Origin of the sequence: Methanobrevibacter boviskoreani JH1 (assembly GCF_000320505.1) — an archaeon.
In the GTDB taxonomy this organism is placed as follows: Archaea; Methanobacteriota; Methanobacteria; order Methanobacteriales; family Methanobacteriaceae; genus Methanarmilla; species Methanarmilla boviskoreani.
On record NZ_BAGX02000034.1, the window covers coordinates 16,393 to 37,858 of the forward strand.

Here is a 21,466-nt window from a genome sequence, read left to right on the forward strand (position 1 = left end):
TGAATCGTAATTTCGGTACTAACTTTTCCTGTTGATTAAATTAAATTAAATTAAATATTTTAGAATAAAATTTGTAACTAAAAACACTTCAAAATATAATTTACTTAAACTTGGAGATATTGTATGTGCTAAAACCCCACTAAATATTTTCTATTAAGTATAATTAAACAAATTAGAATTTAATAGAAATGTAATTGTATTTCCATTAAATGTGTTTTACTTCTGAAACATAATATTCAGGTTATAATTTAAATGATTATTTTGAATCTTTTCAGTAATACATATAATCTTATCGTGCTAAAAGGAGTTAAAAACACAAGGAATATAAAGTAACAAAACATTCTTATTCAAATCTTTAATAGTTCCAGTTGACTCTGAAGAACAAAAATTATCTCTAATTTCTTATTTAACATTGAAAAAAATTAATTTTAAATAAGATTAAAATCAATAAAATTAAGAATTCTAAAAGGGCTTACTACAACAAATGTTTGAATTTCTGCTTTTTCTATTTTTTATTTTTAATATTTTGTAAATATCTTTGTGATTCAAATCCAATTGTTTATTTATCTGAGATTTTTAAATTCATTTTTAATTTAGTATTAAACCTGAAATTTCAATTAATCCTAGTTTTTCCAATAAGCCTTAAGATATATATAAAAATTAAATAATTATATAAACAGTAAAGTAATATATTATCTTATTATTAATTAAAAATTTAACATATTATTTTTTATAAATTACTTAGGGTTCTGATTATGAGTCAAATTAAAGTATCTATTGAAACATTTGGATGTACTTTTAATAAGGCGGATTCTCAGATTATGGCAGGTGTGCTTGCTGAGAATGGTATGGAACTTGTTGATAATGCTGAGGATGCCGATGTAATTATTGTAAACACATGTTATGTAAAACAACCAACAGAAAATAAGGTAACTAACAGGATTCAAAAACTTCAGAAACATTATCCCAATAAGAAGGTTGTTGTCAGTGGATGTATGGTTGAGATAGATCCGGAAAAACTTGAGAAGATAGCTGAGGACGGAACTTCCTGGATAGGGCCTCACCAATTAGATAAAACTGCTGATGTTGTAAAAGCAGCATATGAGGGTAAGACTGAAAGGGATATAGGTTTATCCAAAAAAACAAAAGTAGGTCTTAAAAAGGTTCAAAGTGATGATAAAGTACACATCATTCAAATATGTGAAGGATGTATGGGAAAATGTACTTTTTGTTGTACAAGACTGGCTCGCGGACCCCTTCATTCTTATCCAATAGCAGATATTAAAGCCGAGGCAGAACAAGCTATTAAAGATGGTGCTGTGGAAATTGAACTCACTGCCCAGGACACTGCAGCATTTGGTCATGACACCCATGAAAAACTATCTAATTTAATCAAAGAGGTTGCAAGTTTAGACGGTGATTTTAAAATTAGGGTTGGAATGATGCATCCTAAAAACATTTTCGATGATGTTGACGGTATAATCGAGGCATTTAAAATGCCAAAGGTATATAAATTCATGCATCTACCTGTACAAACAGGTAGTGATAAGGTTTTAAAGGACATGAATCGTCGCCACACAATTGCAGAATATAAGGATTTTGTTGCAAAAGTTAGAAGCGAGATTCCGGATTTAACCCTTGCAACTGATATTATAGTAGGTTATCCAACAGAAACGGAAGAGGATTTCGAGGAAACTATAAAATTATTAAGGGAGATTAAACCAAGCTTAATACATCTATCTAAATATAGACATAGAGAAGGTGCCATTTCCTCCTCACTTAAGGAAATTCCATTTAAAGTAATGAAGAGAAGATCTAAGGAACTTACCAATATCAAGGAAGAGATAACCGAGGAAGAGAATAAACAATTAATTGGTAAAACATTAGAAACTTTAATTGTTGGTAAGGGTTCCAAAGGTGGATATATGGGAAAAACATATTCCTATATTCCGGTAATTGTTCCTGAGGCTAAAATTGGTTCTTTTGTCAATGTTAAAATAAACGATGCTACAAGCACCTATCTATTAGGTGAGATTGTAGATTAATCATTTTTTTTTTAACTTATTTAAAAATTGTTTATTTTTATTTTTTACAAATGAAAATAATATCTTTATCTAAAAAACCATATCTTTCATTTATTTCTTTATCTAATTTTACAGGATCATAACATGTAACATCAAATCCTACAGATTCTAATCTATCTTTAAAGTCGGTACTATATTTTCGAACATGGTCTTTTTGACCAAAATATTTTGTTCTTAATTCATCAGTGTTATATTCTGGATTTTCAAAGGTTTCATTTAGTTCTCTAAATATAGGAACCATTAAAAATACAATCCCTCCTTGAGAATTTGGTTTGATTACTCTGTATAATTCAGACATTGCTTTTTTATCATCTGGAATATGTTCTAGTACATGGCATGAAATAATAAAATCAAATGAATTATCTTCAAAAGGAATATCACACATATCCACTTGTTTTCTTATATTATTTTTAGGGTTAATATCTACTGGCCAGTAATCAAGATTATTTAAATTATCAAATATTTTAAATAAGGCTTTTTCTGGAGCAAAATGCAACAATTTTTTATTTTCTTTCAAATTAAAAATATTGTAATTACTGTTTATATAATAAAAAAGAAGTCTTGTTCTTTCTAAGGATTTACAACTAGGACAAAATGCATGTTTTCTACCATAAATTGGTGTGAAAAATGGAATTTTCTTATTACATATGGGACAATATCTATCTATGCCACTTGATATAACATCATCAATAGATTCTAAAAGTAATCTATTATCTTCCCTACATTTTTTAAGTTCACCATTAACTTTTTCATTTTCTTTATTTAACTTGGTGTAATTACTTTTATAATAGTTGTAACTATTACTTTTAGATAATAAATAATTTTTAAAACTCATAATATCACAAATTAATAATTATATCCTTCCTATTAATCAAAAGAACTAAAATTATTAAACTTAATAATTTCTAATAAAAAATTAATCAAATACTATTTTAATAATTTTTATTAAATCCTTTTTTTTAATAAATTCATAAAATAAGTTTAATAATTTTATTAATATAAGTTCAATATTTTTTTATCTTTCTAATATTCTATTAATTATTAATATTTTTATATAATATTTATATTTGTCTTCTATTTTGAGAACTTAAAACATTATTTAAAATATTAAATAATATGATGAATTTTAAAGGTTTTTAGAGATATATTCTAACTAATTTTCATTTATTTTGTTAATTAAAATATTAAAACAATTTGTTTAATTGATTTAAGAAATATTATTAATTTTTATAAAAAACATATTTTATTTGGTTTTTTGAACTATTTTAAAGATTGTTTGTTCTTTTATTCGTAATTTGAGATATTTAAATAGATTTAATTTTTTAATTTTTTAATTGCTTATAATGCTAGTTTAACTTATAAGTTTTAATTTTTTTAGTATTTTTTAATAGTAATATGTTAATAATTTTTTAATTCATGATAAAAATAATATTAATTATGTTGAGTGAATATTAGCCTATTTTAATCATTTTTTAACGAAACCTTTATATACTATGTGAAACAACTATTATTTGGAGGTGAAAAAATGAGTGAATTACCAATCGCACCAGTCGGTCGTATCTTAAAAAATGCTGGAGCACAAAGAATTTCCGATGAAGCAAAAATTGCATTAGCTGAAGCTTTAGAAGAACAAGGTGAAGAATTAGCAAGAAAATCTGTTGATTTTGCACGCCATGCTGGTAGAAAAACTGTCAAAGCTACTGATGTAAAATTAGCTATCAAATAGGTTTCTTAATTTGCATCCAGTTAGTGATGAATTTTTTTATAAGTTTGGCCAGTTCTATGGCCAATTACTTATTTTTAAATTTTTTTAAATAGACTATTTTTTAGTGTAGTTATTCTTTGGATAAGATTTGATGTTTTTTAAAAAATCCTTAGATTTTAATAAAGAAATAGTAATCTTTATATATGAGAATCTATAAACTATAATAGGTATGTATGTTTGTAGGTCCGGTGGTCTAGGGGTATGATACCTCCTTGACGTGGAGGGGATCACGAGTTCAAATCTCGTCCGGACCATATGCCATGGTAGTTCAGATGGGAGAACGCTAGACTGAAGATCTAGATGTCGCTGGTTCAAGTCCGGCCCATGGCACTAGATACATCTTTTTTTATGATTTTATTTTTAAATTTCAACTATTTTTGTAATTTTTGTTGTATATTTGTTTGTTTAGTTTATTTTACTGTATTTTTTTGTTCTATTTGATTTTTTTAGCTGTTTTTTGTAATTTTTGTTGTATATTTGTTTGTTTAGTTTATTTTACTGTGTTTTTTGTTGTATTTGATTTTTTTAGTAATCTTCTATTCTGATTTTTTCAATTAGTCTCATATTTGAATATTCATTGTTTCAAATATATATTGAAAATTACCTTTTTGATTTTAAAATTTTAATATTATCAAGTTTTTATTAAAGATATCTATATTTGCAGATTATTATTTCCTGATATAGAATTATATACAAATCAAATTCATATTACAGTTAATTTAATTAAATAGAAAATATTCAAATACTAAATTATTATTTCATATTTTAATTAAATGATGGAATTTTTCAGTTGGATTTTGGTTTTATAGTTTAATAATTTTTCAATTTAATTTTTCACTGTATTTTTAGAATTAGGTTTTTAAGAAATAGATTGCAGATTATGATTAAAGTTCAATTTTTAGGTTGAAGTTATTTTACTTAAAAAATTAAATGATTTATTGAAGTTTGCAATTTTAGAATTGGGGTTTTAAGAAATAGATATGTATATTTTATAATTGTAATAAAGTTTAATTTTTTAAATGGAACTCTAATGAAAAATAGTAAATGGTTTACTTAAAATATAATTTTTAAAATTTAAAAAAAAGTAGAAGAAATGGTTATAAACTAATCTTTCTAGGTTTATAAGCTTTGTTCTCGAGTAAATTTTGATATTCTTCAAGAATAAGGTTTGCTGTAGATGATCCAATTCTACTTGCACCTGCAGCCAAATATCTTAAACAAGTTTTTTGGTTTTTAATACCTCCAGATGCTTTAATCTCTGTATGAGGTGCTGCAGTTGTCATTATTTGAATATATGTGATCATTTCATTAAAGGTATTGTTTCCTGTAAATCCTGTATTGGTTTTAATGAAATCTGCATCACTTTTATCGATCAATTTACTGATTTTTCTAATGTCGTCCTCTTGGAAGTAATTTGTTTCAATAATCACTTTTAAAATTCTATCACCAATTTCAGCTCTTACAGCTGAGATTTCCTCAAGAATAAGCTGGTAATCTCCATTTTCATATGCAGGAATATTCATTACCATATCAATTTCATCTGCTCCATCTTCAACAGCAATCTTAGCTTCTAATGCTTTTACCCTTTTATCATTAGTACCTAATGGAAAACCTACAACGGTTCCTACTTTAACGTCACTGTCTTTAAGTAATTCAGATGCTAATTTAACGTAACAAGGACTTACCACAACAGAAAACATATTCCAATCATCTGCAATTTGACAGAATACCTTCATATCTTCTTTTGTAGCAGTATTGTCTAAGTAAGTAAATTCCATACTTCTTGCAAGTTCTCTTGGTGATTTATTCTTCATAATTTTACCTCGTTTTTTCTCCCTACTAATTTCTTAATTATAATTTTAAAAGTATATAAATATTTATAATTCATATATAACTTTTCTTATATAATCCTAACCGAAAATTTTTTATAGTAACAAATCTAAGTTGGGATTTGGATTTTATATCAGTTTTTTTGCCATATATGGTCCTTTTCTTTCATAACCAAATTTACGATAATAGTTTCTGGTACCGATTCCACTTATAATCAGTATTTCCTCTTTGTTGTTGTCTATTGCAATTTCCTCGGCCCTTTTAAGTAACTGTTTTCCAAAGCCTGTATGCTGACCTATCTTATTTGATTTTTTACCAATATGTATAAGGTTTCCATAGACATGTAATTCACGGATTAAAGCTGATTTGTCAGTAATTTCTTCTCTGAATGCCTGTGGTGACGGAAGTCTTAGCCTTAAAAATCCTGCAAGACTTTCCTCGTTTTTATCTTCTATGGACAAGAAATGTTCTACACCATTACAGCAATCATAACTTTCCTCAAATAACTGATAATCGTCGATTGTATACTCTTCTTTTGTTTTTTTATGGCCTATTTCTCTACATCTTATACATTGACAGTTAATATTTTCCTCTTCCAGTCTTTTATATACAAATTCTCCAAGATTTGAATTGGATATTCCTCCCTGTATTAATGTTGTCGGAATATCCCTTTGGATTCTCATGGTCCTAACCCATTTAGGCAGTATCTTTTTGATTTCAACTATTAAATCCACAGCCTCCTCAGTGGTATATGGTTCATATCCACCTTTAAGCCATAGATCATATAATTCACTGCCTTTGGTTACAAGTACGGGATAGATCTTTAACATATCCGGCTTGTAGTTCGGATCTGTAAATATGGTTTTAAACATTTCGAGGTCTTCCTTCTGATTCTGGAACAGTCCCGGCATGAAGTGCATTGCAACTTTAATGGCAGAATCTCTAAGATTCCTATTTGCATTAATACTGTCTGCCACGGTATGGCCCCTTTTAACACGTTTGTAAATATCGTCATGTATGGTCTGAACACCTAATTCAACACGTGTCACTCCCATTTTCAACATTCTGTTTATATGTTCCGGTTTGCAGTAATCTGGTCTTGTCTCAAATGTCATTCCAATACATCTTATCTTGGATGATTCGTTTGCCTTTTGAATGTCCTCTAGAATCACATAGTCATTTGGTTTATATGGTTTTACAAGCCCGTTTGAATATGGAGGATATTGTTTTAGAATATTCTTATCAATATCATCTAGATCCAGATTTCTAGTGCTTCCATGATGTTTAATCTCAACATCATCAAGAACGATACCGAAATCAACCATTGCCTTAAGACATTGGGAGACAAACCATTCCTGATAACAAATGTCCAATGACGGGAAAGTACCTCCCATAATAATGAGTTCAACCTTGTCTATTGGATGTCCCACTTTATGGAGTTGCATTAATCTATTGTAAGTTTGAATATAAGGATGGAATTTAAACATTCTTCCACGTAATGCAGCAGGTTCCTCACCGGTATAACTTGGCGGTGCCGTACTACTTTCGGGACAGTAAAAACATCTTCCATGTGGGCATTTATGTGGATGGCACATAACCGCTACAATTGCAACACCTGATAAAGTTCTGGTAGGTTTTTTCTGAAGTATCGGTGTGATTAAATCCATCTCCTCATGGCTTGCACGTTCTAGAATATCCGCATTGCTCATAAATTTAGAAAGTTTCATCTGTCTACATAACTGTCTTTTTTCAACTTCTAAATCCTTACGATTCTGGATTTGACCATTTAGAATATTGTCAATAATAATTCTACAAGCTTTATCTAATGTTTCCTCTGTCATATTATCCTCAAACATAATGTTAAAATACTTTCTTTTTTAAAAAAATAATAAAATCAGTTCTAATTGAATATTTAATTTTCTTAATAGAAATATATTAGTTAATTATTTATATTTTTATTGTTAAATTCTTAATTAATTAATATTTAGATTTAAATATTTTTAAAATTTATTTAGGAGAGACTTCTCATGAAGGTTAAAGATTTATTAGGTATGAAAGTATTGGATACTGATGCTAAAGAAGTTGGAAAAGTAGTGGATGCTGATTTTGATAGTGAATCTGGTCAAATCCAAAAACTTACAATTTCTCTTAAAAAAAATATGATATCTAGTGATGAAGTTGTTGTAAGATATGACAATATTAAAAGTATTGGGGACTATGTATTATTAGATGTTAATATAATTAAAGGATAATTTCATTTTGTAGAGATGATATTAATGGATATTTTAGATGCTATTGGTAGGGTAATAGAGGAAGGTAAAACTGTCCGATATATACCTACCGGTACTACTGGTGAAGTAGAGGATATGCGCATTAAGGATGATAAATACTGGGTTAAGATAGCTAATACTAATATGTGGTATGTTACCAGTGAGGTAGAAGTTTTATCCGAAGATGAAATCATTGATAAAAAAGATTATAAACTTGAGGATAATACCGAATTCGATGAGGAAAAATTCAAGGAAAGACAAAGACAATTTGCTGATGCAAGGATTGATGATCAGGTAGCTGATGGCGGAGGTTAAATCCACTAGTTTCTCTTCTTGAATTATTTTTTTGATACGGAATTCTTTCTGTTTTATTTACTTATTTTCAATCTTTAACGATTTTTATTCAATATTAAGCTATTTTAGATTCTTGTAATCTATTTTTTTAATTTTCCCTAATCATTAGTTAATATGGGCTTTTTTCTATTTCTAACAGGTTTTACATGGTTTTTATTTAATGAAGTTCATTTCTGTTTTAATTTACTTGTTTTTTTTTAATCTTTGTCTAACAAAAAATTCTTTTCTAATTTTAAGTTGTTCATTTTTTATTAAATGTCTATTTTACTTATTAAAAGTATATATACTTCTTAATTATATCTTAAATTAGAAAATAATTATCTGAGGTGAGAATATGAATGATTTAACTATTACAGGAATAATTACAATTGTTGTCGGAATCATTATTTTAGCATTTCCATACCTGAGCCAAACATTCTTGTCATTTGTATTTGGACTTGTTTTCATAATTTTAGGTATTTATTACTTTATTAGGGGATGTGGCGAGTGGTCTAGTTATGCCGCTCATTCACTTACCAAGATATTCCTATCAATTTTAAGTGTAATATTGGGTATATGTTTAATTGGAAATATTCAATTGTTTGATGCAATATTTGGTTTGATATTCTGGGTTGTAGGTTTAATAATGGTAATATTTGCAATATTAAATATTTATTATAGGGAGTATGGTCCACTTAGAGCCACAGCTATTATAATGTTAATCTTAGGTATTATTACAATAATATTGGGTTGTCTATCATGGCTTAATCCTTTCTATGTGGCACTTATTCTTGCAATAAGCTTAATCCTTGATGGTTTAGGATTTATATCTGCGGGATCTAATATATATTAAAGAATATCCCTTTTTTTATTTATAAAGGGTTATTTCTATTTTTTTAATTATTTTGATTAATATGAAGATGTTTTTTTTTGGTTATCTTTTTTGATTAAATAAAATAAGTAAACGTTTTTAACTATTTGAACTGAGTAAAAATAGTAAAACAAGAATAAAAAGATCAATGTTTTAAATTATTTCAATTGAATAAAAGGAGTAAATGATTAAATCTTATAATGGATTTAATCCTAATCTGTATTGTAATGTTCGGCAAATTCTTTAATGCTTTTTGCAAGTTTTTTACCGATTCCGTCAATTCTTTGAAGTTCATTTTCAGATGGAACCCTTAAATCATCACCAAAGGCATTAACAACCGCTCTTCCACGTCTTCTTCCAAGACGTTTTACACCAATTACAAGAGGTATTATATCCTCTTTAACTCCATAGTAAAGTCTTGCAGATAGTTTATCCAATTCGTTGGAGTATGAGAATTTACCTAAAACCTCGAATGTGTCCTTTACAAATTTAACAAGTAATGACGCATCTAAAGCACAACGTCTACATGAGGCAGAGTATACCTGATATTTATTTTCTATTTCAAATTCCGTTCTCTCGTCAATCCATTCCATAAGTGAGACTGTAGTGGCTTCAGGGTTTCCAATATCGGTTACAAATAATCCAAGTGAAGCCATCTTCTCACGGACAGGATCCTTATTTTTACGTGCTTTAAATGATATTAATGGTAAATCTGGTGTTTGGCTTAATAGGTAGATCAATTCTCCAATATTAATATAATCATTAACGACATTTGTGTATTCCTTAATCTTAACTGCCGTTTCAACTGAATAATTGGATTTGGCAATAAGCTGACCAAACTCGGTTGTTTTAAGTCCTTCTGGTGTTGGTCTTAATATTCCATTTTCCATTAAGAATCTAAGGGAGGTTTCTATCTCATATTTAAGACTTTCCTCTGCAAAGAATTTCATTGATTCATTTGCGGTCATTTGGTAACCGTATAATGTTTTTGAGAAGAAATCAAATAACTCCTCAGGGGTTTTGGAAAGTGATGAAGCCACCTGTGCTATTATCTGTTTATAGAATGCATCCTTATTATCAACAAGTTTTGAATTGGTTGGTTCAATTTCACCATTTACATATTTTTCCTTAAGTAGTTCGGATTCATCCATTGTTTTTGCAAGTAAATATGAGAATCCCTCATTGTCATACAATGGTCTTCCAGCTCTTCCAGACATCTGTTCATAATCAAATACAGGTATTTCCTGAGGACCGTTTTTAGTCCAACGTGTATAGTCACGGATTACAACTGACTTTGAAGGTAAGTTTACACCATACATTAAACTTGGTGTTGCAACAATCATTAAGATATTACCTTCTCTAAATTCGTCTTCAATAATTTCTTTCTGTTCCGGAAATAGTCCTGCATGGTGGAAAACACAACCATTCTTTGCAGCCTCTGCAAGCTTTAAACAGGTGCTTGTTGGTCTTGATCCTTTCTTCTCGGGAACTTTAAGTAGTTTGTCTGCAACTTCGTTAAACTTAGCCCTATCTTCCTTTGAGATTTTATTTTTGATTTTGCCTGCCACATATTTTGCAAGACTTTCTGTAAATCTTCTTGTAGATACAAATGCAAGGGCCTGGGAGTCCTCGTTCATTGCCTTTTCTATAATCTTTACAACAATGTCATTTTTACTTTTAACATTGAACATCTCATTGTCAAGAACCGTTTTGACAAGTGGAACAGGCCTATAATCATGTTCTACAACTTTGGCATCTAACCAGCTTTGAATATCCTCCATATTTGAAAGGGTTGCAGAAAGCGCTATAACTCTAAGTGATGGATTAACGATTCTTGCTCTTGTGAGTGCACATTCGATTGTAGGTCCACGGGTATCCTCTCCAATCATATGGAACTCATCCACAACTATGGTATCAATTTCCCTTAATGTGTTCCATGAGAAACGGCTGATTGCATCAAAGCTTTCAAAAACCATTACGGAAAGATCGTTGTATCTTGGAGATTTACCTACTTTTATTCCAAATTCCTCAAATTTTTTGAATTCTTTAACCTTTTCATTTTGAATAGAAACTAATGGAACTGCATATATTGCTTTTCCACCATTTAAAATTGTTTTTAATAGGCCAAGAACTCCTAAAACAGTTTTACCACTTGCAGTTGGAATGGCTATAATGTAGTTGGAATCATCATCAATATATCCACTTTCAATAACAGCTTTCTGGGCAGGATTAAATTCTTTAATATATGGATATGCAGTTTGAATTATCTCTTTTAAATCGTTGTCTAAACTTTCCATATGAATCCGTCTTTAATTTATTTCATTATAAATTTCTAATACTTTTTATATAAAATCTAAGTAAGAGCATCTGAAAAATAATCATTGTCTTTATCTTAAAAAGATATTAAACTTTTAAGTTAGTTTTATTATTTTTTTATATCTTCTCTTTTTTAAGAGCTTAATTTTAGATTAAGTTAGTTTTATTATTTTTTTATATTTTCTCTTTTTTAAGAACTTCAATATTGGAAATATTGGTATCTGGATATTGGCCGTTTTCATCCTTTTCAACAGCTTTAACCATATCCCAAATTGTAAGAAGTGCTACACTACAACCTGTAATTGCTTCCATTTCAACACCGGTCTGTCCTTTACTGTTAACACTTACAATACAATTGATATAATCCTTATTTGTTTCAAATTCAATTTCAATACCTGTGATATGTAACGGATGACATAGGGGTATGATCTGAGATGTGTTTTTAACTGCTTGAATTCCAGCTATCTGAGCAGTAGTTAAAACATTACCTTTTTTAATCTCTGAATTTTCAATCTTTGAGATTGTACTTTCCTTTAGTAAAATATTTCCACTTGCAACTGCTTTTCTAGTTTGTTCTGGTTTTTTCCCTACCTCTACCATATGAACTCCGTCTTCTGTTAAATGTGTAAATTCTTCACCACTACTCATAATATACCTCTTAAAATTTCATTGAAATTATATTATATTTTAATATTTATTATATATTGAGATTATTCTATTAAAAACTTAAATGATTTAGATTAATTGAAATTTTACAAGAATGTTTATTTTTACTAACATGTCTTAAAATGGTAGATAAATAGATTTGCTTCAAGGGTTTTAGATAATGTCTTTAGGATATCTAGGAGTAGTTTCTAAGGCTGTTTATTAAAGGACTTTTTAACTTGAATATTCTTTTAATTATGTGGTTCGGGATTTTTTTACCCAAACTTATATATACACATTATAATAGATTAATTAATATATATTTATGTTAAATTATAATATTATTACAAAATTAATGAGAGGTAATTATCATGAGTGACAATGAACATGGTGGAGACTTTGGTCTTGGAGAACCTAACGATGCTTTTGCAGAATACTTTATTGGACAATCCTATTTGAATCCTTTAGTTGGTCCAGATGCTAACTTGTTTTTGGCAAATGTGACCTTTGAACCAGGATGTAGAAATAATTGGCATATACATCATTCAACAAATGGTGGAGGTCAAATTTTAATATGTGTCGATGGTGAAGGATGGTATCAGGAAGAGGGTAAACCAGCTCAGAGTTTAAAACCTGGAGATGTTGTTGAGATACCTCCGAATGTTAAACATTGGCATGGTGCTAAATCTGATTCCTGGTTTTCACATATAGCTATTGAGGTTCCTGGTGAAAACACAAGTAATGAATGGTTGGAAGAAGTTTCCGATGAGGAATATTCTAAATTGTAAATCATATTTATAAGCCTAGTCAATTTAACACCCCCCTTATTACAAAACCTAATTATCATTAAATTGACTGGCTTATTTACTTAATCATTATAAATCAATATTTTCTTTAACTTATTCTATTTTGTCATAGGGTATTTCTACTTTTGCAAAATCCATGGCCCTACTGCGGGCATTTGATTCAAACTTATTCTTTAAATCCTCGTTAGTTAAAATCTTGGTAATCCCTTCATTAATGGTACTGGGATTTTCGGGATCTATTAAAAGACCAACATCCTCGTTAATGATTTCTTTAATTCCACCTACATTACTGCCAATAACTGCCTTACCACATGCAAGTGCCTCTATAAGTACAAGTCCGAAACTTTCACTATGGGAAGGTAGGATAAGCATATCGCAGCTTGGTAAGATATTTTCAACATCTCCCCTTGAACCTACAAAATAGATATTGTCCAAATCCTTTGATTGTTCTTTAAGCCTTTTGGCCTCAGGTCCGTCACCTACAACTAAAAGATTATATGGAATGTCACTTAATCTTTTAGCATCAATTAAACTATTCACATTTTTACGTGGAATTAGATTACCGACAAATGCCACAATCGGATAATCGTTGTTGAGATTGTAATCCCTTTCAAGCTCCCCTCTAAAATTATAGTCATTCTCTATCTTAAATTTAGAAATATCTACGGAGTTATGGTGTATTCTAAGTTTAGATTCTAATCCTTTAATATCAATCTTAAGCATATCATCTTTAAGGGCTTCACTTACTGCAAGCACAACATCTGCATTCTTTAAAACCTTCTTGATTATGTGGTGTGAATATGCTTTTTTATTATACAGTTCAAAAATATCGGATCCATGTGCTGTAACATATGTTTTTATTCCTTCTGATTTACCGACTTCAACAGCTATAAGACCTGCAGGCACTAGATAATGGCCATGGATAATGTCAATATCCTCTTTTTCAACTAGTTTTTTAAGTTCCTTTTTACCATTAATATAGAATCCTAATCCTCTAAGTCCTGGGATATTTATTCCTTTAGTTCCAATTACATGGATTCCATCAATATCCTTAATATCTTTGTGTGGATAGGTAATCACATATACCTCATGGCCTTTTTTAACTAATTCCTTTGCAAGTGAATGTATATGAACACCTACACCACCAATATGTGGTGGAAACTGACCTACCATAGCTATTTTCATTAAAACACCTTTAAATATTTCTAAAATTAACACTGTTTATAAAATTGTTTTAATATTTATCTATTTTATTTTTTAAAATTAGCTATTTATTAAAATTATTTTATTTGGGATTTCGTAAAATACGTGAAAAGTAGTTTATAAAAATATTATTTTAAATGTTAAAGTTGTAGAAATATGTGAAAAGTAGTTTTTTAAAAGAATTATTTTTAGGTTATTAATTGTAATAATATTTGAAAATTTTTTTTAAAATATTATTTTAAATGTTAAAGTTGTAGGATATGAAAAGTAGTTTAAAAGATTATTTTGGAAATAATCTTAAAAATTAAAAGAAGATATTTTAAACATTATCGGTTCCATTAACAAAGCATGTACTTACTTTCTTAGAATAACAATTTTTACAGTTAATGCATTTGGTTTCTGAACTTGTACCTGCTTTCCAATTTACTAGGAAATCTGGTTCTGCTACAAATGGTTTGCTCATTGAAATGTATTCGATATTTGTTGTATTTAAAACATTTTCAATGTTATCCTTGTCATTGAATCTTCCACCTAAAATAATTGGAATATTTGTATCGCCACTTAATTTATCTGCATAATCAATGAAAGGATTGCTGCCGTCACTTGTTGGGAATGTATTACTACGTGAAGTTAACTGTATACTGTCCGCACCATATTCTTCAAGTAATTTGCACATTTCCATACTCTCATCAAAACCTATTCCACCTTTTCTTCCGTCATTGGCATTTAGTTTTACATTTACGTGAATGTCATAGTTCTTCTTAATAACCCTGACGATTTCAAGTACAATCCTCATACGGTTAAAGGTCTTTCCACCATATTTGTCTTCTCTTTGATTGAAGTAGGGATTAATGAAATTACTTAAGTAGAAGTTATTTCCCATGTTTATTTGAATACCGTCAAATCCGGCAAATTCAAACTTTTTGGCAGCTAAGATTACATCTGTCTGGAATCGTCTTATACCTTCAAAACTTATATCATTTGGTGTGACTTTTTGATTAAGTCCGTCATTATACCAGAAGATTGCCAATTGTCCTAGAATAGGGACATTATATTTATGTGCTATGTTGGTGATTTCATTATAGTCCTTGACGAATCCCTTATAATTTACATTTGAGGAGTACTTTGCAAATCTGTCTCTTGAATCTATGCAGAAGAATTCTGAGTTGATTAGTCCCACTCCACTTTTTGCAATATTTTCATATCTATTAAATACAGCCTGATCTAGAATTCCATTTTCACTTTTTTGAGATTCCCACATTCCAGATCTGATTATCCTACTTTGAATATCAAAGTTTCCAAATTTACATTTATCAAATATTTTTTTCATGTTATCATCCGACTATAAAAATTAATAATTAATCTATATATTTAGATATATAAATATGATTGATTTTTAAACTTGTTTGATTTATTTTTTAAAATTAGTTTATTATAAAAGTTAAATTTATTGTTAAATTATTTTTTCCAAATTAAACTTATTTTTTCTAAATATTAAAATGAAAAAATTTTAATTTTAATTATTTTTTTATTTTGTTTTAATTTATTAATTTATATTTATTTATTTTATTAAAATATTGTTTAAATATTTTAAAAAGTTTAAAAAAATATTTGTAGATTGTTATATTAGAAAATTAGAATTTATATTATTTTTTTATGGTTTATAACTTTTTATTCTTTTTATTAACTTGTAAACATTCTATGAATTTTGTATCTAAAATTTTTTATAATAAATTATTTATATTATTAATATAAAATTTGATATTTTAAAATTTTAAATATTTTAAAATTTTTTGTTAATTATGGTGGTAATATATGCAATTAAAAAATTTTTATTGGATATTGTCAATTTTTCTAATTATCTCATTGTCTATAGGTTCTATTGTGGCAGTAGATTCTAATTCATTAACTAATTTGACTAATGTTGACAATTCTCATAGTAATAATACCGTTAATTATAATCAAGACAATGATAGTTATTTGGAAAATGAAAATGTGGTGAATAATAATGAGGATATTTTAAAATATGATGATTTAAATACAAGTTCTACAGTAAATGGTGGAATACGTAATATTTCTTTTACTAATGGATATAATGGGTATTGTATTAATATGTCTTTACATAATGCGGAATCTGGTCAAACATTTACTGTTACTAATACATCTAATATTATTAATCATTTAGATGGTTCTAATGTAGGGGAATATATTAAAATCTTGTTTTATAATTATTGGGATATTGTAAATTCTGATAAGACTGCTACTTCTGATGCAATTTGGAGATTTACAGATAGAACTTATATTCCATATACAGGTAGTGATTATGATGGTCCAGTTGTTTCTTTATTAGTTACAAATGTATTATCTGATTATAATAATGGGTTAAGAGTTCCTGATCATGGAGCTGTTAAAAAAATAAATGAAACTAGTGAAATGGTTTTTGACTTTATAAGTTTAATCTCTGGTTCTGATAGTATTCAAAATTATTTTGGATATAAGGTTACAATGCAAGATATAACTCAGAATAATACTACAAATAATACTAATATTACTAGTAATTCTACAAATACAACAGGTAATAATACAAATAATAACAACACTGCTAATTCTACAAATAACAATACAGATAGCTCAAACAATATAACAAATTCAACAAATGGTAATAACACCAACAGTACCATGAATAATAATACTCTGGTTAATAATCAGAATAATAAAACTGGAACTGGTTTATATAACACAGGTAACCCATTATATGTTCTATTTGCAGCTTTAATGTTATTAACAGCATTACCATTCTATCGTAAGAAATAGTTTAAAAGTTTATAATCTTATTAATTTTCATAAATTAATTTGATTATATCTTTTTAAATTTAAGTGTTCTTGTTTTAATATAAGATAAGTATTTTAAATAATGATTTTTTAAACAAATTCTTTTTTTAATAGTTCTTTCGTGTAGTTGGTGTTCAATATTTCTCCTTTCATATTGACGATTATCACGTTTAAATCAATATCAAATCTATCTTTTACCCTTTCCTTAATTGCATCTGCAATACTGTTAAGTACAGCCACATCTAAATTATCCTTCTTTAATAGGTCAATGATTTCCTCAGTGGTCTTGGATTTATAGACTTCTTGAATTAATTTGGTACTTCCACCACATATTCCGGTGTGGGCTGCAAAGATTTCCCTTCTTCCGTCTGCAATGGAGTGTTTGGTATTAAAAATACCTCCTGCAAGTTTCACTAATTTTCCGATATGGCCAACTAAGGTTAATCTGGTGATATTTCTTTTTTCAGCTTCTTCGAACATATAGCCTACAAAATTAGTTGTTTGAATCACCTGATCTGGATGTATGTCTAGTATTCTATTTGCAATCTTCTCACCGATATTTCCAGGTACATAGATAAGGTCATTGTATTTTTCAGCTATTGCAACATTTAGAGGTATTAAAAGGGAATCTTTATATGCTTTAGTACTCATTGAACGAGCTATTCCAGTTGTTCCAAGAATTGAGATTCCACCTTCAATTCCAATACGGGGATTCATTGTTCTTTTTGCAATCTTTTCTCCTTCCGGAATATTGATTGTTACGATTGCAAGCTTATCTTCAGGAACATGCTCTTTTAAATTTTCTTTAATCATTTTACGTGGTACTGGGTTAATTGCATATTCTCCAATTGGTATTTGAAGACCGTTTTTAGTAACTCTGCCAACTCCACATCCTCCATTAATAATTACATTATCCTCCTTATCAATTAACGGATTTCCATGGTCAATTTTATAACTGGATTTGTCTACAAGTTCTACTGTAGCATATATCTCAATATTTACAGTAACATCAGGATCATCATATGGATATTTATGTGCTGAGGATATTGCCTTGTTGTCTGATTCTTTTTTAACTGAATCTATGAAGATGTCTAATTTTTCCTTAAGTGTTTTAATCTGAACTATCTCTGTTTTTTTATCCTCAGTTAACATCTTTAAACTACTTAAAGCTGTGGCTGTTGCAATACTTCCGGTAGTTGGTCCGAATTTATATCCTTTGTTTTGATGATTTCTACACATAAAGTAAATTATAGTATTTAAAAATAAAAAACTTATCTATTATTTTGGATTAAATAGTTTTATTTAAAATTAGTTTTTTTTATTGAGGGGTTAAAAAGTCCTTTTTTATTGAAAATTAGTAGTTTATTTGAAAAATAGTATTTTAAAAAATAATGAAATAGTATTATTAGATAAATTTATTGTAATCTATCTAATAATTCTGGAAGGCTAGGTGCACCAACAAATTCAACATGGTTATTAATTGCAATAGTAGGTACAGCCATAATTCCATAGTTTATAGCAGCTTCTCTGTTTTCATTATCTTCAATGTTACGGATTTCAACATCGAGGTCAGGTACTTGTTGTTTTGCTTCTTCTACAACTCTAATAGCACTTGGACAGTGAGGACAAGTTGATGAAACGAATACTTCTACTTTTGTCATTTATATCACCTAATTTTTTTTATTCACTTTTCTAGAATAAACATTTAACAAGTTTATCCGTTCGTAGTTAATAGAATTTTTATTCTATTAATAATTTTATATTTTCATATATAAAGGTTGCTGTTACTACTTAAATATTAGTCTATTTAGTGTATTGATTATATTGGTCTGTGATGTTAGACCTAAATAAAAAGTATTATCTGTACTATAGGTTTCAGTATCATAGGTAGATGGTAAACCTCCAAGTTTGACTGCAAGTTCTATTGCATCCTTTCTACTTCCCACATTGTCTACAAGTTTATTGTCCTTTGCTTGCTGTCCATCATATATTGAACCGTCTGCAACCTTATCAACTTCAGATTTAGACATGTTTCTATTTGCCGCTACATTGGATTTAAAACGGTCCGCATCATTATCAACAATAGTCTGTAACATTTTACTCTCATTGGAGTTTATGCTTTTATAATTTGCTCCGATATCTTTATACTCTCCACTTTTAATGGAATATGTTTTGATTCCAGTTTTATTATTGTAGTTTGACATATCTGTCAAGGTTATAATTGTTCCAATGTTTCCAACTAAGGAGGAGTTACTTGCCACAATCCTATCTGCTCCTGATGCTAATAGGTAGGCTCCTGATGTACCACTCTCACCTATCCAGGCAACCGTTGGCTTTGAACAGTTTCTGACCATCCTCATCATCTCATCACTTGCGACAGTACTTCCCCCCGGTGAATTGATGTCTATTACAATCGCTCCGACTGAAGGATTATTCTCGGCTTGAGTAAGCGCATTTTCAAAGGCATCTGGTGTTACAACACTGGATGTATCATTGCTTCCATAAGCTATCTCACCATAAACAGGAATGACGGCAACTGTGGTTGTTCCAAGTAATCCTGTAGCTGGTAAAATGAATAATAATAAGAAGATAATTATGACGATTGCAAAACCGCCTAATATTCCAAGTCCAAAGTACTTTGTTTTCAAATCCATGTTATCTCCTAATTTATTTAATAATTATTTGAAATAATTTATTCAATAAATTTTATATAATTATTTTAATAAATTTTATCTTAATTATATTTATTTTATTTATATTATATAATAGAATTATTTTTAAATTTTATAATTTTTTTAAAGCTTATATTTTTGGTGATTGTTTGAAGATTTTAGTTAAATCTCCTGGATCTGCAACTATTATAAATGCAATAGCTTCAGGTTTTGGTTCTGCATTTGGTATTGATTTGAATATTATATCTAAGGTAAGTGATAACAGGTCCTCTGATATTAAATCCAAGTCTGATATTGGTGTTAGTACTAAATTAATGGATATGTGTGCAGAAGCTGTTTTAAATCATTATGATGTTAGCTGTGGTTTAGATATTGAAACTGAAACTAACCTACCTTTAGCCTCAGGACTTTCAAGTAGTAGCGCATTATCAAATAGTGTGGTAACCGCCGTTTCAAAATTCATCTCAGAGGAGTATGATAAGGAACCATTAACTGATATGGAAATTTTAAACTTGGCTATTGACACTTCATTAAAGGCTAAAGTAACTATCACAGGTGCTTTTGATGATGCTTCAGCGTCTTATTTTGGAGGGGTTGTTGTAACAGATAACTATAATAGGAAACTACTTATTAAGGAACCAATGGAAGAGAAAAAAGTATTAATATTTCTGGTTGATAAGGAATCATCTACAATCAATTCCGATGTGGATAGAATGAAATTAATTTCTCCAATGGTGGATTTGGCATTTAATGAGGCAAAAAACAAGAATTACTATCTTGCATTAAATTTAAATGGTCTTTTATATTCAAATGTTTTAGGATATGATTCAAATATAGCAATTGAGGCACTATCTGCTGGGGCATTGGCGTCAGGTTTGTCTGGTACAGGTTCAGCATTTACAGCTATTGTTGATAATGATTCCATTGATGATGTAAAAGATAAATGGTCTCAGTTTGAAGGTAGGATAATTGAAACTAAGGTTAATAATGAGGGTACTGTTTTCTTATAGGAGGATAATCTTAAAACTGTTAATTATCTATTTTTTTTAATTTTTCTAAAACCTTGTTAAAAATTCCTCGGATACATTATATTTAAATATAAGAAAGAAACAATATTATAATATTATTAATTATTATATTGTGGAGAATTTTTCATGGATGAAGATATTAAGAAATCATTGTTTGAAAATGAGAAACAAGCAAAGGAAACTCTTAAATTTTCTAGAATGGAAATTGATAAACTTGATAATGACTTAATTAATATTATTTCTGAACGTACTTCTTATGCGGAAGATATCGTTAAAGCTAAAACTTATTTAGATATGGATATTTATGATGAAAAAAGAGAAAAATCCATCCATGATAAGGCTAAAAAATTAGCTTCACAAAAAGGTATCGATCAGGATATCTTATTTGAAATATTAGATGATTTGGCTCTTTTAAGTAAACGTAAACAGAAACATATCTTAGATGAATTAGAATAATAAAAATTTACTTTAAAAAATATGGAGGCATGACTATGGGAAATATAAGAACTACTTTTGTAAAACGTATATCAAGAGAACTTATTGAAACTCACAGTGATTTTACTACTGATTTTGAAACCAATAAAAAATTAGTTTCCGAATATTCTACTGTCAGTACTAAACATTTAAGAAATAAAATTGCTGGTTACATCACTAGATTAGTTAGATTAGAACAAGAACAAGCTTAAGTTTAACTAATTCTATCTTTTTTTCTTTTAGTTTTAATTTTAAATTTATTTTTGGTTTTTTATTATTGATTTTACATTTTTAGCTATTTTCTTATTGGTCATATTTTGTTATTTTAGCTATTCTA

The 21,466-nt window shown here is 28.6% G+C and carries 20 protein-coding genes and 2 tRNA genes; 12 read left to right on the forward strand and 10 right to left on the reverse strand.

Annotated elements, in window-relative coordinates:
- Window positions 1-764 precede the first annotated feature (764 nt).
- The gene (locus ON24_RS08325; protein WP_040682628.1) at window positions 765-2,045 is read left to right on the forward strand and encodes a tRNA (N(6)-L-threonylcarbamoyladenosine(37)-C(2))-methylthiotransferase; all 1,281 of its coding nucleotides are present in this window, start codon (window positions 765-767) and stop codon (window positions 2,043-2,045) included.
- A gap of 37 nt (window positions 2,046-2,082) precedes the next feature.
- Here ON24_RS08325 and ON24_RS08330 read toward each other — a convergent pair whose 3' ends face one another.
- On the reverse strand, window positions 2,083-2,919 hold the full coding sequence (locus ON24_RS08330; protein WP_050553612.1) for a methyltransferase domain-containing protein: 837 nt from the start codon (window positions 2,917-2,919) through the stop codon (window positions 2,083-2,085).
- 690 nt (window positions 2,920-3,609) lie between these two features.
- On the opposite strand from ON24_RS08330, the gene ON24_RS08335 reads away from it, so the two are divergent.
- From ON24_RS08335 to ON24_RS08345, 3 genes are all read left to right on the forward strand, one after another.
- On the forward strand, window positions 3,610-3,810 hold the full coding sequence (locus tag ON24_RS08335; protein ID WP_016358130.1) for a histone family protein: 201 nt from the start codon (window positions 3,610-3,612) through the stop codon (window positions 3,808-3,810).
- A gap of 221 nt (window positions 3,811-4,031) precedes the next feature.
- Window positions 4,032-4,103: transfer RNA gene (locus ON24_RS08340), tRNA-Val, on the forward strand.
- A 3-nt stretch (window positions 4,104-4,106) separates the two neighbouring features.
- Window positions 4,107-4,179, forward strand: a tRNA-Phe gene (locus tag ON24_RS08345).
- A gap of 767 nt (window positions 4,180-4,946) precedes the next feature.
- Here the strand turns inward: ON24_RS08345 and deoC are convergent.
- Together deoC and ON24_RS08355 are read right to left on the reverse strand one after the other, a co-directional pair.
- Window positions 4,947-5,663: a deoxyribose-phosphate aldolase gene (gene deoC / locus ON24_RS08350; RefSeq protein ID WP_050553613.1), complete on the reverse strand. Its 717-nt coding sequence runs from the start codon at window positions 5,661-5,663 to the stop codon at window positions 4,947-4,949.
- A gap of 144 nt (window positions 5,664-5,807) precedes the next feature.
- Window positions 5,808-7,520 carry a tRNA uridine(34) 5-carboxymethylaminomethyl modification radical SAM/GNAT enzyme Elp3 gene (locus ON24_RS08355; protein WP_040682616.1) on the reverse strand — a complete coding sequence of 571 codons (1,713 nt, stop codon included), beginning with the start codon at window positions 7,518-7,520 and terminating at the stop codon, window positions 5,808-5,810.
- Between the two features lie 186 nt (window positions 7,521-7,706).
- Between ON24_RS08355 and ON24_RS08360 the strand changes: the two genes are divergently transcribed.
- From ON24_RS08360 to ON24_RS08370, 3 genes are all read left to right on the forward strand, one after another.
- Window positions 7,707-7,931 carry a PRC-barrel domain-containing protein gene (locus ON24_RS08360; protein ID WP_016358133.1) on the forward strand — a complete coding sequence of 75 codons (225 nt, stop codon included), beginning with the start codon at window positions 7,707-7,709 and terminating at the stop codon, window positions 7,929-7,931.
- A gap of 24 nt (window positions 7,932-7,955) precedes the next feature.
- A complete protein-coding gene (locus ON24_RS08365; RefSeq protein ID WP_040682617.1) occupies window positions 7,956-8,264 on the forward strand; it encodes a DUF2098 domain-containing protein in 309 nt (102 codons plus the stop codon).
- Between the two features lie 373 nt (window positions 8,265-8,637).
- Entirely contained in the window at window positions 8,638-9,135 is a 498-nt protein-coding gene (locus tag ON24_RS08370; protein ID WP_040682618.1) for a DUF308 domain-containing protein, read from the forward strand.
- Window positions 9,136-9,365: 230 nt separating this feature from the next.
- Here ON24_RS08370 and ON24_RS08375 read toward each other — a convergent pair whose 3' ends face one another.
- Window positions 9,366-11,450, reverse strand: coding sequence for a DEAD/DEAH box helicase (locus ON24_RS08375; RefSeq protein ID WP_081585268.1), 2,085 nt, complete (start codon window positions 11,448-11,450; stop codon window positions 9,366-9,368).
- A 193-nt stretch (window positions 11,451-11,643) separates the two neighbouring features.
- On the reverse strand, window positions 11,644-12,117 hold the full coding sequence (gene moaC, locus ON24_RS08380; RefSeq protein WP_040682620.1) for a cyclic pyranopterin monophosphate synthase MoaC: 474 nt from the start codon (window positions 12,115-12,117) through the stop codon (window positions 11,644-11,646).
- 368 nt (window positions 12,118-12,485) lie between these two features.
- Here moaC and ON24_RS08385 point away from each other — a divergent pair, with 368 nt between their 5' ends.
- Complete coding sequence (locus ON24_RS08385) at window positions 12,486-12,902, forward strand: cupin domain-containing protein (RefSeq protein ID WP_016358138.1); 417 nt, start codon at window positions 12,486-12,488, stop codon at window positions 12,900-12,902.
- A 111-nt stretch (window positions 12,903-13,013) separates the two neighbouring features.
- Here ON24_RS08385 and ON24_RS08390 read toward each other — a convergent pair whose 3' ends face one another.
- Together ON24_RS08390 and ON24_RS08395 are read right to left on the reverse strand one after the other, a co-directional pair.
- Window positions 13,014-14,105, reverse strand: a complete 1,092-nt coding sequence (locus ON24_RS08390; protein WP_040682621.1) for a glycosyltransferase family 4 protein — start codon at window positions 14,103-14,105, stop codon at window positions 13,014-13,016.
- Window positions 14,106-14,442: 337 nt separating this feature from the next.
- Window positions 14,443-15,453, reverse strand: coding sequence for an oxidoreductase (locus ON24_RS08395; protein ID WP_040682622.1), 1,011 nt, complete (start codon window positions 15,451-15,453; stop codon window positions 14,443-14,445).
- A 485-nt stretch (window positions 15,454-15,938) separates the two neighbouring features.
- On the opposite strand from ON24_RS08395, the gene ON24_RS09040 reads away from it, so the two are divergent.
- Complete coding sequence (locus tag ON24_RS09040; RefSeq protein ID WP_050553614.1) at window positions 15,939-16,937, forward strand: hypothetical protein; 999 nt, start codon at window positions 15,939-15,941, stop codon at window positions 16,935-16,937.
- Window positions 16,938-17,045: 108 nt separating this feature from the next.
- Here ON24_RS09040 and cbiD read toward each other — a convergent pair whose 3' ends face one another.
- The 3 genes from cbiD to sppA all read right to left on the reverse strand — a co-directional run bounded on the left by cbiD (window position 17,046) and on the right by sppA (window position 19,609).
- Window positions 17,046-18,194, reverse strand: coding sequence for a cobalt-precorrin-5B (C(1))-methyltransferase CbiD (gene cbiD, locus ON24_RS08405; RefSeq protein WP_040682623.1), 1,149 nt, complete (start codon window positions 18,192-18,194; stop codon window positions 17,046-17,048).
- Between the two features lie 176 nt (window positions 18,195-18,370).
- Window positions 18,371-18,616 carry an MJ0307 family thioredoxin gene (locus ON24_RS08410; protein WP_016358143.1) on the reverse strand — a complete coding sequence of 82 codons (246 nt, stop codon included), beginning with the start codon at window positions 18,614-18,616 and terminating at the stop codon, window positions 18,371-18,373.
- Between the two features lie 126 nt (window positions 18,617-18,742).
- Window positions 18,743-19,609, reverse strand: a complete 867-nt coding sequence (sppA, locus tag ON24_RS08415) for a signal peptide peptidase SppA (RefSeq protein WP_050553615.1) — start codon at window positions 19,607-19,609, stop codon at window positions 18,743-18,745.
- 167 nt (window positions 19,610-19,776) lie between these two features.
- Between sppA and ON24_RS08420 the strand changes: the two genes are divergently transcribed.
- The 3 genes from ON24_RS08420 (at window position 19,777) to ON24_RS08430 (ending at window position 21,341) form a co-directional block, all read left to right on the forward strand.
- Window positions 19,777-20,637: a shikimate kinase gene (locus tag ON24_RS08420; protein ID WP_016358145.1), complete on the forward strand. Its 861-nt coding sequence runs from the start codon at window positions 19,777-19,779 to the stop codon at window positions 20,635-20,637.
- Between the two features lie 144 nt (window positions 20,638-20,781).
- Window positions 20,782-21,111 (forward strand): chorismate mutase, encoded by a 330-nt coding sequence (locus tag ON24_RS08425; protein ID WP_016358146.1) that lies wholly within the window; start codon window positions 20,782-20,784, stop codon window positions 21,109-21,111.
- Window positions 21,112-21,146: 35 nt separating this feature from the next.
- Window positions 21,147-21,341 (forward strand): 30S ribosomal protein S17e, encoded by a 195-nt coding sequence (locus ON24_RS08430; protein WP_016358147.1) that lies wholly within the window; start codon window positions 21,147-21,149, stop codon window positions 21,339-21,341.
- The last annotated feature ends 125 nt before the right edge of the window (window positions 21,342-21,466 follow it).

What these genes read in the sequence shown, in the direction of transcription:
- sppA (WP_050553615.1), bottom strand. Translation starts at nt 19,609, where the DNA reads ATGGATTTGAAAACAAAGTACTTTGGACTTGGAATATTAGGCGGTTTT.
- ON24_RS08395 (WP_040682622.1), bottom strand. Translation starts at nt 15,453, where the DNA reads ATGAAAAAAATATTTGATAAATGTAAATTTGGAAACTTTGATATTCAA.
- ON24_RS08330 (WP_050553612.1), bottom strand. Translation starts at nt 2,919, where the DNA reads ATGAGTTTTAAAAATTATTTATTATCTAAAAGTAATAGTTACAACTAT.
- deoC (WP_050553613.1), bottom strand. Translation starts at nt 5,663, where the DNA reads ATGAAGAATAAATCACCAAGAGAACTTGCAAGAAGTATGGAATTTACT.
- ON24_RS08410 (WP_016358143.1), bottom strand. Translation starts at nt 18,616, where the DNA reads ATGACAAAAGTAGAAGTATTCGTTTCATCAACTTGTCCTCACTGTCCA.
- ON24_RS08360 (WP_016358133.1), top strand. Translation starts at nt 7,707, where the DNA reads ATGAAGGTTAAAGATTTATTAGGTATGAAAGTATTGGATACTGATGCT.
- ON24_RS09040 (WP_050553614.1), top strand. Translation starts at nt 15,939, where the DNA reads ATGCAATTAAAAAATTTTTATTGGATATTGTCAATTTTTCTAATTATC.
- ON24_RS08375 (WP_081585268.1), bottom strand. Translation starts at nt 11,450, where the DNA reads ATGGAAAGTTTAGACAACGATTTAAAAGAGATAATTCAAACTGCATAT.
- cbiD (WP_040682623.1), bottom strand. Translation starts at nt 18,194, where the DNA reads ATGTGTAGAAATCATCAAAACAAAGGATATAAATTCGGACCAACTACC.
- ON24_RS08365 (WP_040682617.1), top strand. Translation starts at nt 7,956, where the DNA reads ATGGATATTTTAGATGCTATTGGTAGGGTAATAGAGGAAGGTAAAACT.
- ON24_RS08370 (WP_040682618.1), top strand. Translation starts at nt 8,638, where the DNA reads ATGAATGATTTAACTATTACAGGAATAATTACAATTGTTGTCGGAATC.
- ON24_RS08335 (WP_016358130.1), top strand. Translation starts at nt 3,610, where the DNA reads ATGAGTGAATTACCAATCGCACCAGTCGGTCGTATCTTAAAAAATGCT.
- ON24_RS08425 (WP_016358146.1), top strand. Translation starts at nt 20,782, where the DNA reads ATGGATGAAGATATTAAGAAATCATTGTTTGAAAATGAGAAACAAGCA.
- ON24_RS08355 (WP_040682616.1), bottom strand. Translation starts at nt 7,520, where the DNA reads ATGACAGAGGAAACATTAGATAAAGCTTGTAGAATTATTATTGACAAT.
- moaC (WP_040682620.1), bottom strand. Translation starts at nt 12,117, where the DNA reads ATGAGTAGTGGTGAAGAATTTACACATTTAACAGAAGACGGAGTTCAT.
- ON24_RS08390 (WP_040682621.1), bottom strand. Translation starts at nt 14,105, where the DNA reads ATGAAAATAGCTATGGTAGGTCAGTTTCCACCACATATTGGTGGTGTA.
- ON24_RS08430 (WP_016358147.1), top strand. Translation starts at nt 21,147, where the DNA reads ATGGGAAATATAAGAACTACTTTTGTAAAACGTATATCAAGAGAACTT.
- ON24_RS08385 (WP_016358138.1), top strand. Translation starts at nt 12,486, where the DNA reads ATGAGTGACAATGAACATGGTGGAGACTTTGGTCTTGGAGAACCTAAC.